The organism is Rhizobium sp. WYCCWR 11128 (assembly GCF_013416305.1).
Taxonomy (GTDB): domain Bacteria; phylum Pseudomonadota; class Alphaproteobacteria; order Rhizobiales; family Rhizobiaceae; genus Rhizobium; species Rhizobium indicum.
On record NZ_JACCEZ010000001.1, the window covers coordinates 1,513,309 to 1,527,370 of the forward strand.

12 protein-coding genes and 1 tRNA gene are annotated in these 14,062 nt (G+C 60.0%); 7 read left to right on the forward strand and 6 right to left on the reverse strand.

All coding sequences use genetic code 11. The features are described from left to right. Positions 1–154: 154 nt before the first annotated feature. Positions 155–931 carry an SDR family oxidoreductase gene (locus HX898_RS07400; RefSeq protein WP_138329935.1) on the forward strand — a complete coding sequence of 259 codons (777 nt, stop codon included), beginning with the start codon at positions 155–157 and terminating at the stop codon, positions 929–931. Positions 932–938: 7 nt separating this feature from the next. On the opposite strand, the gene HX898_RS07405 is transcribed toward HX898_RS07400, so the two are convergent. From HX898_RS07405 to ilvA, 3 genes are all read right to left on the reverse strand, one after another. Continuing rightward, a complete protein-coding gene (locus HX898_RS07405; RefSeq protein WP_138329937.1) occupies positions 939–2,210 on the reverse strand; it encodes a GGDEF domain-containing protein in 1,272 nt (423 codons plus the stop codon). Between the two features lie 235 nt (positions 2,211–2,445). Beyond that, positions 2,446–2,772, reverse strand: coding sequence for an HlyU family transcriptional regulator (locus HX898_RS07410; RefSeq protein WP_003538786.1), 327 nt, complete (start codon positions 2,770–2,772; stop codon positions 2,446–2,448). A 37-nt stretch (positions 2,773–2,809) separates the two neighbouring features. Beyond that, positions 2,810–4,060: a threonine ammonia-lyase gene (ilvA, locus tag HX898_RS07415; protein WP_180194318.1), complete on the reverse strand. Its 1,251-nt coding sequence runs from the start codon at positions 4,058–4,060 to the stop codon at positions 2,810–2,812. 183 nt (positions 4,061–4,243) lie between these two features. Between ilvA and HX898_RS07420 the strand changes: the two genes are divergently transcribed. Next, positions 4,244–4,618, forward strand: a complete 375-nt coding sequence (locus tag HX898_RS07420; protein ID WP_180194319.1) for a VanZ family protein — start codon at positions 4,244–4,246, stop codon at positions 4,616–4,618. A 386-nt stretch (positions 4,619–5,004) separates the two neighbouring features. On the opposite strand, the gene HX898_RS07425 is transcribed toward HX898_RS07420, so the two are convergent. Together HX898_RS07425 and wrbA are read right to left on the reverse strand one after the other, a co-directional pair. After that, positions 5,005–5,089, reverse strand: a tRNA-Leu gene (locus HX898_RS07425). 217 nt (positions 5,090–5,306) lie between these two features. After that, positions 5,307–5,903 carry an NAD(P)H:quinone oxidoreductase type IV gene (gene wrbA, locus HX898_RS07430; protein ID WP_180194320.1) on the reverse strand — a complete coding sequence of 199 codons (597 nt, stop codon included), beginning with the start codon at positions 5,901–5,903 and terminating at the stop codon, positions 5,307–5,309. A gap of 286 nt (positions 5,904–6,189) precedes the next feature. Between wrbA and HX898_RS07435 the strand changes: the two genes are divergently transcribed. The 4 genes from HX898_RS07435 to HX898_RS07450 all read left to right on the forward strand — a co-directional run bounded on the left by HX898_RS07435 (position 6,190) and on the right by HX898_RS07450 (position 9,479). Further along, positions 6,190–6,966, forward strand: a complete 777-nt coding sequence (locus tag HX898_RS07435; protein WP_180194321.1) for a competence/damage-inducible protein A — start codon at positions 6,190–6,192, stop codon at positions 6,964–6,966. 108 nt (positions 6,967–7,074) lie between these two features. After that, positions 7,075–7,917 (forward strand): universal stress protein, encoded by an 843-nt coding sequence (locus HX898_RS07440; RefSeq protein ID WP_168316565.1) that lies wholly within the window; start codon positions 7,075–7,077, stop codon positions 7,915–7,917. Between the two features lie 182 nt (positions 7,918–8,099). Then, entirely contained in the window at positions 8,100–8,594 is a 495-nt protein-coding gene (gpt, locus tag HX898_RS07445) for a xanthine phosphoribosyltransferase (protein ID WP_003538759.1), read from the forward strand. Positions 8,595–8,888: 294 nt separating this feature from the next. Then, positions 8,889–9,479, forward strand: a complete 591-nt coding sequence (locus HX898_RS07450) for a hypothetical protein (protein WP_180194322.1) — start codon at positions 8,889–8,891, stop codon at positions 9,477–9,479. Between the two features lie 185 nt (positions 9,480–9,664). On the opposite strand, the gene HX898_RS07455 is transcribed toward HX898_RS07450, so the two are convergent. Beyond that, on the reverse strand, positions 9,665–9,946 hold the full coding sequence (locus HX898_RS07455) for a hypothetical protein (protein WP_180194323.1): 282 nt from the start codon (positions 9,944–9,946) through the stop codon (positions 9,665–9,667). Positions 9,947–10,067: 121 nt separating this feature from the next. On the opposite strand from HX898_RS07455, the gene HX898_RS07460 reads away from it, so the two are divergent. Continuing rightward, a complete protein-coding gene (locus HX898_RS07460) occupies positions 10,068–13,883 on the forward strand; it encodes a vitamin B12-dependent ribonucleotide reductase (protein ID WP_180194324.1) in 3,816 nt (1,271 codons plus the stop codon). Positions 13,884–14,062 lie beyond the last annotated feature (179 nt).

Genomic DNA, 14,062 nt, shown 5'->3' on the forward strand with positions numbered 1-14,062 from the left:
TCCCCGGCACCAATCGAATGAGCATGATGTCGGCCGAAAGCCGCCTACACTTTTCGGCATCATGCTCCTCTTGACTCATGTGGATTATCATCATAATCCTTATAGATAACGATCATAATCCAGATCGTTGCCAATTCCAAGAGGAGCATGAATCATGCGTCTAAAAAACAAGGTCGCCCTGATTACCGGCGGAAACAGCGGCATCGGTCTTGCGACCGCAAGGGTCTTCATCGATGAGGGTGCCAAGGTGGTGATCACCGGCCGCAACCCGGAAACGCTCGCGGCTGCCGAAAAGGCGCTTGGGTCAGGCGTGCTGGCGCTGAAGGTCGACGTCACCGATGCCGCCGCCACCGAGAAGGCGTTTGCGGAAGCCGCCGCAAAGGTCGGCAAGTTCGACATCGTCTTCGCCAATGCCGGCATCGGCGGCGCGACGCCGCTCGGCGAGACATCGCCAGAGCAGTTCAACCAGATCATCAGCACCAATCTCACGGCGGTTTTCTTCACGGTGCAATCAGCCCTGCCGCATCTCAATGACGGCGCTTCGGTGATCCTCAACGGTTCGGTGCATGCGGTGCTCGGCGCTCCCGGCTGGTCGGCCTATGCGGCGACCAAGGCGGCAGTCCGGGCAATGACGCGCAATATGGCATCCGAGCTCGCGCCGCGCGGCATTCGCGTCAATCAGGTAACGCCCGGCGGCACGAAAACGCCGATCTGGTCACCGATGGCCCAGACGGAAGATGCCATGTCGGCGCTCGAGGCCCGCATCGGCGGCATGAGCCCGCTCGGCCGCATGAGCGAAGCCGACGAAATCGCCAAGGCGGCGCTCTATCTGGCCTCGGATGATTCGGCCAATGTCACCGGCATCGAGATCACCGTCGACGGCGGCATGACGAGCGCGCCATCCGGCGCCAAGATCTTCCGCGCTGCCTGAATGAGTTTCAGCTGAGTTTCACCACGCCGGAGCGGCCGACGACGCAGTTGCGGCCGCTCTTCTTGGCTGCGTAGAGCCTGCCGTCGGCAGCCGTCAGCACGGCGGTGAAATCGACGCCGTCCTCATCGGCAGTCGCAACGCCGATACTGACCGTGACCGGCCTGTCATCCGGCGTCTTGACGCTGGTCGCGATCGTCCAACGCAGGCGCTCGGCAAGCAGCAGACCTTCCTCGTGGTCGGTGCCCGGACAGACGGCAACGAATTCCTCGCCGCCGAAGCGGAAGACGCGATCACTCGAGCGCAACGTCGTGCCCAATCGGGCGGCGATCGCCTTCAGCACCTCGTCGCCCTGGAGATGACCGTAGCCGTCATTGACATCCTTGAAGTGATCGGCGTCGATAATGAGGACGGTGGCGAATGACCCCTGCTTCAGTGCCTCGAGCAGCATCAGCGGCGCTTCCATTTCCATGCGCGTCCGATCGTAGACACCGGTCAGCATGTCGCGGCCGGTGCGCTCCAGCAGATCGTTGTAGCGCTCGCGGAACGTCAGGTCACCGAATACGTCGCTGATCGAACGTGCGGCCCCGGCTGCGCCGATACGGCGAATACGATATTCATAGAATGCGAACATCGCCGCGTAGAGGCAGACGGCAAGCATTTTCGCCTTCCATCCGCCCCAGAATGCGGCGATCGGCACATCCAGGAAGTAATGCAGTGCGGCGAAGAAACCGATCTGGTCGAAGGTCAGCAGCACGAAGCCCGAAATCAGGAAACGCAGGACGACGCGGCGGCGGAAGAAATCGCCGAGTTTTTCGTAAAGCAGGATGATGCCGAGCGAATCGACATAGAGCAGCGCCGTGCCCCAGACCATCAGCCAGCCCATCTCCTTGAGGAAGTCGACGTCGGGCGTGTGGTTGGTTGATATCTGCAGCGGCTGGTGCAGTTGCAGCACCCAGGCAATACCGACGGTGAGCAGGTTGCCGAGGAAGAGGCCGTAGATCGGCTGGCGCACCGTCGCAGCATCCTCCTGCAGGTAAAGCATCAGGATCATCATCAGCTTGCCGGAGAAGAAGACGGATGAGCCCGGCGACACATCCCCGAACGGCAGCGAGACATAGAAGACCGCCGCCAGATAGGTCTCCATGAAATGCATGACGCCGAGCGCCGTCAGGAAAACCCCGAGACCGAGCCGATGACGGAAATGCAGAAGGGTTACCATCAGCACGAAATAGGCGATGGCTTCGACGACGAAGAGAAGGAGGTTGAGTGTCTCCATCATGAGACCTCGGCTCCGGACGTTCGGCCTCCTGCTGGCGCGGTGATCGCGACAGCGAATCCTTTGGTCAATCGTCCGAAACAGTCAAACACGGGGGTGTCCTGCAAATCCTGCAGGCGATACCTTTCACCGCAATCCTTTAAGATTGCGTGAGTGAGAACGCGCTCGCTGGAGCGCAGCCGGGTCACATACAGGAATAGTTGCAGCCGGTATCTAGGACCTATGCCCGGATCCCGATTCAGACCTGACGAAGCTTCTCGCCGTCGCCAAAGAGCGATGAACCATGCTGATCGATAATCTGCTGCGCCTTGCGCACTGTGCATTCGAGCGCGTCATCGGAGGAGGAAAACAGATCGGCGCGGATGAAATTGCGCACCAGTACCTCGTCGCCAACCTTCTTTTCGATGCGGCCGGCAAGGCGATACTGGCCGCCTTCCTTGCGCGGCTCGGCATAAATTGTGCAATCGCCGTAAAGCTGCGGCTCGCCGGAAGGACCTGCCGCCTCCGAAGCCGGTTTGCCGCCGCCGGAGAACATCGAAAAGATATTTGAAATGAACGAAGCCATGCTCCGCCTTTAGCACGACCGTATCGCTGTCGCCAAGTCAAATGATCAGATTGGCGAGGATCTCGTTTTCGGTGATATCCTCGTAACCCATGCCGGCTGCTTCGAAATTTCCGATCAGCCGAGCGAAATTCTCCGGTGCCTTGGTTTCGATGCCAATCAGGATCGAGCCGAAGTTGCGCGCCGATTTCTTCAAATATTCGAAGCGGGCGATATCGTCGTCAGGGCCGAGCAGATTGAGGAAATCCCGGAGCGCACCGGGGCGCTGGGCGAGCCGCAGGATGAAGTATTTCTTCAGCCCTGCGTAACGCATGGCTCTTTCCTTTACGTCAGGCAGACGCTCGAAATCGAAATTGCCGCCGGAGACGACCGCAACGATGGTCTTGCCACGGATCGCTTCGCCGTCCATCGCGGCGATCGCCGTCAGAGACAGGGCGCCGGCCGGCTCCAGCACGACGCCTTCAACATTCAGCATTTCCTGAATGGTGACGCAGATGGCATTCTCCGGCATCAGTTGCACTTGGCTTGCCGGGAAATCGCGAAGAGCGGCGAAATTCAGGTCGCCGATGCGGGCGACAGCAGCGCCATCGACGAAATTGTCGACCTTGGCAAGCGTCGTCACCTTGCCTGCCTCGATGCTGCGCTTAAGACTCGGCGCGCCGGCGGGTTCGGTGAAGACGAAAGCGGATTTCGGCACGGTGCCGTCGAGATAGCCGGTGATGCCGGCAGCCAGTCCGCCGCCGCCAACCGGCAGGACGACCATGTCGGGCACGGTTCCTTCCGGCAACTGCTGCATGATTTCGGCGGCGACGGTTGCCTGGCCTTCGATGATGTCGGCATGGTCGAAGGGCGGCACCATGACACCGCCGACCGCTTCAACATGTTCGCGGGCGGCCTGGTAGCATTGGTCGAAGAAGTCGCCAAACAGCCGGATGGTGATGAATTCGGCGCCGAACATGCGGGTCTTGTCGATCTTCTGCTGCGGTGTCGTCACCGGCATGAAGACGACGCCCGGCACGCCGAAATGGCGGCAGACAAAGGCAAAGCCCTGGGCGTGGTTGCCGGCCGAGGCGCAGACGAAAGTCTTGCCGGCAGCACCCTGCCCGATCGCCTTGCGGAAGAAATTGAATGCGCCGCGGATCTTGTAGGAGCGCACCGGCGACAGATCCTCGCGCTTCAACCAAATATCGGCTCCGTAGCGGGCCGACAGATGATCGTTGAGCTGCAGCGGCGTTGCCGGAAACAGGCTGCGCATTGCCTCTTCGGCGCTTTCGACATCAAGTCTCGTCACGGGCGTGGTCCATTCTCATGAGTAGCCGCTGCCGCTATGGCATAGCCGGACCGGCAAAAGAAAGCCCGTTTCGGCCATTTCCGGTTCTCTCCCGGGAAAGCCTTTCTTAAGCCAATCGCGAAATCGGCGGCAGATGAACTGATTTTAACTGTCAATGAAAAGCCAAGCCACTAATATGAAGCCATGATGATCTTCAAATTTGCAAGGCCGCTCGCCTGGCTGCTGCTCGCCCTCATCCTCTTCGTCACGGTTTCGCCGATCGGGCTGAGGCCGGAAACGGTCACGACGGTCGATACCGACCGCGGGGGCGCCTTTGTTCTCGCCGGCCTCGCCTTCGCGCTCGCCTATCCGAAACAGTGGAAGATGGTGGCGGTGCTGCTGATTGCCGGTGCAGTCGCCATCGAATATCTGCAGTATCTCACACCAACACGCCATCCGCGCCTGCACGATGCCGGCATCAAGGCGGCGGGCGCAGCCCTCGGGCTGCTGGCTGGCTGGCTGATCAACAGGTGGCGCGAGACCAAAGCGCCAAACGCGCTTCCGCTCACAGAGCGATGATCACGATCAGAACAGACCGCACATAGTCCCGAAAATCGAATTCGGCATCTGTCCAGATCGAAAGTAATAGAGCGTCCTTAGCGCGTCTTCTCGGACGCGCTAAGGACGCTCTAGAAACCGCGCAAATGCATTGCCCAGAAGAACAGCGGTATAGCGGCTATCGCAGTCCCCAGAACAAGTGCGACACTGGTCTTGAAGATGCGGATGCGCCGAACCTTAGTCCCACTCCAATCGTAAACCATCGTCTTACTCCCACAAGACAACCCTTACTCAACTGTCGCGGCGCAATCGTTACGCCGGAAATTCCTTTGTCAAGCGATAACTTGCTTTTATGCACAATATACAAGCAGATTCAATACAGGCATATTCAAACAGGATTATGAAGGTGGTGCGGGCGACGGGGGTCGAACCCGTACAGCCAAGGCCGAGGGATTTTAAGTCCCTTGCGTCTACCAGTTTCGCCACGCCCGCTTGCGGCATTTTCAATATCTTGCGTCATGGGCGATGGGAAGAGCCGCGAGGCGTAAAAATCATGCCTGTTTTGCCGGCAGCACCGACGAATGATCGACGAGGCATTTCCCTCCCGAAAGCCCTCGCCGATGAAGGCTGCCAGTCTCTGGTGGGAAAAAACAGAAAGGGCGCGGCGAGCCCCATGCCCGCCGCGCCTTCATTATTTCGGCGTCAAAGATCAGGCGAGCTTGGCAGCAAGCTTGGCAACTTGGGCGCCCTGGTATTTCGCGCCTTCCAGCTCGATCTCGGAAGGCTGGCGCGAGCCGTCGCCGTTGGTGATGGTGGAGGCGCCGTAGGGCGAGCCGCCCTTAACTTCCTCGGTGCCCATCTGGCCCTGGAAGGCATAAGGCAGGCCGGCAACGACCATGCCCTGGTGCAGGAAGGTCGGGATGAAGCCGAGGATGGTCGATTCCTGGCCGCCGTGCTGGGTGGCCGAAGAGGTGAAGACCGAACCGAGCTTGCCGACGAGTTTACCGGCGAACCAGAGGCCGCCCGTCTGATCCCAGAAATTGCGCATCTGCGAGGCGACCGTGCCGAAGCGGGTGCCGGCGCCGACGATGATCGCGTCATAGTCCGCCAGTTCGTCGACGGTGGCAATCGGAGCCGCCTGGTCGACCTTGTAATAGGAAGCCTTGGCGACGTCTTCCGGAACCAATTCCGGAACGCGCTTGACGGTTACCTCGGCACCGGCCGACTTCGCGCCTTCGGCGACCGCATAGGCCATGGTTTCGATATGGCCGTAAGCCGAATAATAAAGGACGAGAACCTTCGCCATCTTCTATCTTCCTTGAAACATCGGGTTGAATTTCGTGCCCGACGCGATTTCTATCAGCGCGCCTGGGCGAACACAGCCCTGCCCTCAAGAACTCAGTGTTCACCACCCGGAGACGAAAATTCGCTTGCGGTTTTCATTTCGGCAAAAATGACGCATCGCCCGAGTTAAAGAGTTAGCGCATGATGTCGTCCGAAAACCGCCTGCACTTTTCGGCATCATGCTCTGGTGTTTGCAAAGCGAGCGAACGGCGCTACCTATTCACCAGCCCCACATCACGGAACATCCCATGAGCCAAGACATCGTCGTCACCGCCGCCATGCTCGCCATCGGCGACGAACTTCTCTCCGGCCGCACCAAGGATAAAAATATCGGCCACCTCGCCGATTTGCTCACGCTTTCCGGCATTGATCTCAAGGAAGTACGCATCGTCGCCGACGACGAGGACGCGATCGTCGAGGCACTGAACGCGCTTCGCGGCAAGTATGATTACGTCTTCACCTCGGGCGGCATCGGGCCGACGCATGACGACATCACCGCCGATGCCATCTCCAAGGCTTTCGGCGTGCCGTGCGAATACGACGAAGCGGCGATGACGCTGCTTGCCGAGATGTACCGGCGCCGCGAGATGGAATTCACCGAGGCGCGCCAGCGCATGGCGCGCATGCCGCGCGGGGCTGCGCATATCGCCAACCCGGTCTCGACCGCGCCTGGCTTCATCATCGGCAATGTCCATGTCATGGCCGGCGTGCCGCAGGTGTTTCAGGCGATGGTCGACAATGTGCTGCCGATGCTTCGAACCGGCACGCCGGTGCTCTCGCTTGCCATCGCCTGCCCTTACGGCGAAGGTGAGATCGGCACGCCCTTGACCGCGATCCAGAAAGCACATCCGGACACCAGCATCGGTTCCTACCCGCGCTATATCGGCCAGAAATTTTCGACCGAGATCGTCGTGCGCGGCCGCTCGCAGGCGGCAATCGATGCAGCCGGCGCCGAGGTGCGCGCGATGATCGACGCCATCCGCCAAAGGAAGGACATCGCCGAAAACCATTCCGCCGAGGCTTGAGGGCAACGCCGGAACTCAAGGCCATCCTTGATCCCGATCAAGGAACAGGCGAACGGTCCGGCGCATTCCTTCCCTCGCGCAAGCCATTTCAGCGCAAGGAGAATTGATATGTCTTACAAAACCATTCTCGCCATTCTCGATACATCCGACAATAGTTCTGCGGTTGCCGATTTCGCCTTTGCCATCGCCGCTGAAAGCGGCGCCCATGTGATCGGCTTGCATGCCGAAATCATTTCCGCCGTGCCGTTGGTCGCGCCGATGGAAATCCCCGATCCCGTTGCCGTGCAGGCGCTGCAGGATATGGCGCATAGCGAAACGATTGCCGTGGAGCGTATCTTCAGGGCGAAAGCGGAGGCGGCTGGCGCCTCCTTCGAATGGCGCAGCTTTGCCACATCAACCGGATACGGCTCCGCCCCGCTGATCGAAAGTGCGCGCAGCGCCGACCTCCTGATCGCCTCGCAGGCCGACCCGGCCAAACCTTCCGACAGCCACGTCGACGTCGACAGTTTCCTTTTCGAAACCGGGCGGCCGGTGCTGATGATCCCCTATATCATCCGCCAGCCGAAGCCGATCAAGCGCGTGCTGATCGCCTGGAACGGATCGAAAGAGGCGGCGCGCGCGACCTTCGACGCGCTGCCGATCCTCAAAGCCGCCGACGAGGTGGAGATCTTTTCGGTCGATCCGGCCGACACGGCGCTGCAATCGCCGCTGACCGCCGGCGCCGACATCGCCGCGACGCTTGCACGTCATGGCGTGAAGACGACGCTTTCGACGGCCCAGAGTGTGGATAAGAGCGCATCGCATGTCATCGAGAACCGGCTTTCGGACAGCAGCATCGATCTTCTCGTCATGGGCGCCTATACGCATTCCTGGCTCTGGCAGATGATCTTCGGCGGTACGACGAAGACCCTGCTGCAATCGATGACGGCGCTGACCCTGTTATCGCGTTGATTGGCTGCTCTTGCCTTTTGCCGGCAAATCCCGCTAATTGCGGCGACCGATGACAGCTTCGAGCCTCGGCCCCATCTCGCGCAGTTCCGGCTGCGCGATTTGCGTTTTGCCAATCGCCGCTTCAAGCCCGTCCGGTCGCCGGCAAACGGCGTGTCGTTTTTTTCATGCCGCGGAGCAGCCCGATGTCCCTTCCCGATAAAGCCTTTCCCGTTTCCTGGGATCAGTTCCACCGCGATGCGCGTGCCCTTGCCTGGCGGCTTGCCGGCTTGAATCAGACGTTCAAGGCGATCGTCTGCATCACCCGCGGCGGCCTCGTTCCGGCCGCGATCATCTCGCGCGAGCTGAACATCCGGCTGATCGAGACCGTCTGCGTCGCTTCCTATCATGACTATGTGAACCAGGGCGACATGGTGCTGCTCAAGGGAATAGCGCCCGAACTTATGGAGAATGGCGGCGAAACCGTGCTGGTCGTCGACGATCTGACCGATACCGGCAAGACCGCCGCACAGGTGCGCACCATGCTGCCGAGGGCACATTTCGCCTGCGTCTACGCCAAGCCGAAGGGCGTGCCGACCGTCGACACTTTCATCACCGAGGTGAGCCAGGATACCTGGATCTACTTCCCCTGGGACATGGGCTTCACCTATCAGGAACCGATCGCCAAGAGCGCGGGGTGATCGCCACCGATCAAAGCGCGCGACCCTCGTATTTACCACTTGAAATTGTTCCAGATTTTGTCGGCGAGGTTTTCTGAATCCGCTATCGGGATCTGCACATCTATTTTATCTTTTGCTCATAGACTGCTGTCTAATTCCTTCAATCGGAATCGATTCAAGGATGAAATTATGCAGCAATTCAAAATATTACAGCGTCCTTTGCGGCTCTCGAAATGACGCGCGGTGCTGTAGGCGTGCGAATCGTGTCAATTGCGCTTAAAGCGTGCAACGGTCGATACGGTACAAGGAAACAAGATGGCGCGGTGGGGGCATATAAGAGCGGTTGTGACCGTCGGGCTGGCGGCCTTTCTGCTTCCGCTGGCGCCTGTTCGGGCTGAACCTGCCTACGTTCCCCTCGTGCGCGACTACGTCGAGAAGCGGATCCGGCCAATAGTGGAGACACCATTGGTGCTGAATGCCATTGTCGAGCAGAACGCGACATTCGGCGATGTCAGCGAAATGGATATGCGGGTGCTCGACGAGACCTACCGGTCGGAGGTCGATCAGCACCACCTGCATATGGTCAAGCTGCTGCTCGACAAATCCGTTTCTCACTACCTGAAAGCCAGGCAAGACGCCTCGCAAGGGGTGATCCTCGAATTTTTCGTCACCGACTCGCATGGGCTGAATGTCGGGCAGAGCACCATCACCGCCGACTACTGGCAGGGCGACGAGGAGAAATATCTCAGAACCTTCGCCAACAGCTCCCGGGAGATCTTCATCGACCGGGCCGAACGCAACGAATCCACCCAGAATCTGGAAACGCAGGCGAGCTTCGTCGTGATGGACGAAGAGAACAGGCCGATTGGCGTCGCCATCGTCACCATCGCCATCGATGCGCTTTAAAGCGCTGATTGCACCGGCGAATCGCCATGCGCATTTGGGCCGGAAATGCCATCACAAGATTTGCCGGAGGATGGTTTTTTGCCATTCCGAGGTTTTCCTTAGCCGGCAACTCCTGCAAGCCATTGTAATATCAGCGCTCCCCGGCTTTCCCCAATCTCCACAGGCGCATCCACAACATGTTGTGGTTAGCAATCAATTAAAAGCCAGCCCTTGACGGAATCAGCTGTTTCAAACTTTACTGATCCTGATGTTGCGGCGGCGACAGGACCGGAGGTAACGAGCCCGGTTCCCTTTTGAAAATTAGGACGCGGAATCAGGGCGATGGACCGAAAACGGTTCAGGCCCGACAGGATTTTTGCGCGGTTTTCAGCCTCCAAAAAAAGTGACATCGGGGCTGGCGATAATAAGCTGTTAATACTATATTTAGTGTTTGCAGCCACCATCACCACAAGATACAGGAAGATCATCTCCGGATGACACCCCTGTCACAATACGGAAACGAGACTGGCTGCGCGACGACAAAGTGCCGCCGGATAGGAATTTTGCGCCGAGGTCGCGGGGACCAGGCGCCAACACGAGGTCAAGACAATGCGCATCGAACGTCGTTTTACGAAGGCCGGCCAAGGCGCCTATGCGGATATCGAATTCCGCAAGGCGACGAGCGAGATCAAGAACCCCGACGGTTCGATCGTGTTCCGCCTCGAGAATATCGACGTTCCCGCGCAGTTCTCCCAGGTCGCGACCGACGTTCTGGCGCAGAAGTATTTCCGCAAGGCCGGCGTTCCCACCCGGCTGAAGAAGGTCGAGGAAAACGATGTTCCTTCCTTCCTGTGGCGCTCCGTTCCCGACGATGCTGCGCTGAAGACCCTGCCGAAGGACGAGCAGACCGGCTCCGAAATCGATGCGCGCCAGGTCTTCGATCGTCTTGCCGGCACCTGGACCTATTGGGGCTGGAAGGGCGGCTATTTCTCCTCCGAGGAAGATGCCTCGGCCTTCAAGGACGAGCTTGCCTATATGCTCGCCACCCAGCGCGTCGCCCCGAACTCGCCGCAGTGGTTCAACACCGGCCTGCACTGGGCCTATGGCATAGACGGTCCCGGCCAGGGCCATTTCTACGTCGATCCCTTCACCGGCAAGCTGACCAAGTCCAAGTCGGCTTACGAACACCCGCAGCCGCATGCCTGCTTCATCCAGTCGGTCGAGGACGATCTCGTCAACGAAGGCGGCATCATGGACCTCTGGGTGCGTGAGGCGCGCCTGTTCAAATACGGCTCCGGCACCGGCTCCAACTTCTCGATGCTGCGCGGCGAAGGCGAAAAGCTCTCCGGCGGCGGCCGTTCCTCCGGGCTGATGAGCTTCCTGAAGATCGGCGACCGCGCCGCCGGCGCCATCAAATCGGGCGGCACGACGCGCCGCGCCGCCAAGATGGTGGTCGTCGACATCGACCATCCCGATATCGAGGAATACATCAACTGGAAGGTCAAGGAAGAGCAGAAGGTTGCGGCTCTCGTGACCGGCTCGAAGGTTGTCGCCAAGCATCTGAAGGCGATCATGAAGGCCTGCTTCAATTGCGAAGGCGGCGACAACGGCGATTGCTACGACCCCACCAAGAACCCTGCCCTGAAGCGCGAAATTCGCGCCGCCAAAAAGGACCAGGTTCCGGAGAACTATGTCCAGCGCGTCATCCAGTTCGCCCGCCAGGGCTACAAGGATCTCCAATTCAAGACCTACGACACGGATTGGGATTCGGAAGCCTACCTGACGGTATCCGGCCAGAACTCCAACAACTCCGTCTCGATCAAGGACGATTTCCTGCGCGCCGTCGAGAATGATGGCGAATGGAACCTGACCGCCCGCAAGGACGGCCGAGTGATGAAGACGCTCAAGGCCCGCGATCTCTGGGAAACGATTTCCTATGCTGCATGGGCTTCGGCCGATCCCGGCATCCACTTCAACACGACGATGAACGACTGGCACACTTCGCCGGCCGGCGGCCCGATCCGCGGCTCGAACCCGTGCTCGGAATACATGTTCCTCGACGACACCGCCTGCAACCTTGCCTCGCTGAACCTGCTGCAGTTCAAGGACAAGGCCACCAAGCGCATCAACATCGCCGATTACGAACATGCGGTTCGCCTGTGGACCGTCGTGCTCGAAGTCTCGGTGATGATGGCGCAGTTCCCGTCGAAGCGCATTGCCGAACTCTCCTACGAATACCGCACGCTCGGCCTCGGCTACGCCAATATCGGCGGCCTGCTGATGTCGTCGGGCATTCCCTACGACTCCACTGAGGCCCGCGCTATCGCAGGGTCGCTCACCGCGATCATGACTGGCATCTGCTATGCGACCTCGGCCGAAATGGCCGCCGAGCTCGGGCCGTTCCCGAACTTCGCGCCGAACCGCGCGAGCATGCTCAAGGTCATTCGCAACCATCGCCGTGCGGCGCATGGCGAGAGCTCCGGCTATGAAGCGCTGTCGATCAACCCGGTCGCGCTGATCCATTCGGAAAACCCGGACCAGGATCTCGTCGCTCACGCCAAATCGGCCTGGGACAAAGCGCTCGAGCTCGGTGAACAGCATGGCTACCGCAATGCCCAGGTCTCGGTGATCGCGCCCACCGGCACGATCGGTCTCGTCATGGATTGCGACACGACAGGCATCGAGCCCGACTTCGCTCTCGTCAAGTTCAAGAAGCTCGCCGGCGGCGGCTACTTCAAGATCATCAACCGCGCCGTGCCCGACGCGCTGCGCACGCTCGGCTATTCGGAAAGCCAGATCGCCGAGATCGAGGCCTATGCCGTCGGCCACGGCAACCTGAACCAGGCGCCGGCTGTCAATCCGTCGACGCTGAAAGCCAAGGGCTTTACCGACGAGAAGGTGGAAGCCGTCAACGCCGCGCTGAAGAGCGCCTTCGACATCAAGTTCGTCTTCAATCAGTGGACGCTCGGCGCCGACTTCCTGAAGGAGACGCTGAAGGTTTCCGACGAACAGCTCGCCGACATGAGCTTCAGCCTGCTCGACCATATCGGCTTCTCGAAGAAGGACATCGAAGCCGCCAACATCCATGTCTGCGGTGCGATGACGCTGGAAGGCGCGCCCTTCCTCAAGAATGAACACCTGCCGGTCTTCGATTGCGCCAATCCCTGCGGCAAGATCGGCAAGCGCTACCTCTCGGTGGAAAGCCACATCCGCATGATGGCGGCGGCCCAGCCGTTCATCTCGGGCGCGATTTCCAAGACGATCAACATGCCGAACGAGGCGACCGTCGAGGATTGCAAGAACGCCTACATGCTCTCCTGGAAGCTTGGCCTCAAGGCCAACGCGCTCTATCGCGACGGCTCGAAGCTGTCGCAGCCGCTTAATTCCTCGCTGATCGAGGACGAAGACGACGAGGATGCGCTGGAGGAACTGCTGCAGGCACCCCTCGCCGCCCAGGCCGTCACCGTCACCGAGAAGATCATCGAGCGGGTGATCGAACGAGTTTCGCGCGAACGCGAGAAGCTGCCGAACCGCCGCCAGGGCTATACCCAGAAGGCCGCCGTCGGCGGACACAAGGTCTATCTGCGCACCGGCGAATTCGGCGACGGCCGCATCGGCGAGATCTTCATCGACATGCACAAGGAAGGCGCTGCCTTCCGTGCGATGATGAACAATTTCGCCATCGCCATCTCGCTCGGCCTGCAATATGGCGTGCCGCTCGAGGAATATGTCGAGGCCTTCACCTTCACCAAGTTCGAGCCGGCCGGCATGGTCATCGGCAATGACGCGATCAAGAACGCCACCTCGATCCTCGACTATGTCTTCCGCGAGCTTGCCGTTTCCTATCTCGGCCGCCATGACCTCGCGCATGTCGATACGTCGGACTTCTCGAATACGGCACTTGGCAAGGGCATCCAGGAAGGCAAGACCAACCTGCTCTCCACCGGCTGGACCCGCGGCTACAAACCGACGCTGGTGTCCGGCACCGGCGGCGAACGCCAGGCAGGCGAACCCAAGGGTGCGGCGACCGCCGCCCCTGCCCGCGCCACGTCCACCGGCACCGTGACCGCCTTTGCCGGCGCCGCTGCCCGCAAGCTGGAGCCGACGATTGCCGTCTCCACCTCCGAAATCGTCGCCTTCAAGCGCGACTACGAGGAGCGCGCCAAGGAACTGGCCGAGGAGATCGCCGAAGAGGTAACCGAGGAACTCACCAGCGACGCAACGGCCCTCTTCTCCGACAAGGCGGCAGCCGATGCGGCAACGGCGAAATCCGAGGCCAAGAAGCGGGAAGCCGAACGCCGCCAACGCTCGATCATGCAGGGCTATACCGGCAACATGTGCTCGGAGTGCCAGAACTTCACGATGGTGCGGAATGGCACTTGCGAGAAGTGCGACACGTGTGGTGCTACGAGCGGGTGCAGCTGAGTAGGCTTGCCTACTCTTCGCTTCTGAAAAAGATCGTGGGAGGTCCGGGCAACCGGGCCTCTCATACTTTCATAAACAAATATTGAAGTTGGAACTTTGAGGCCCCTTCAGCTTCGCGGCCGAAGGGAGCCAGCAACAGCCGATCATCGTACCGGTCGATACGTTCGTTCTTCCTCAGG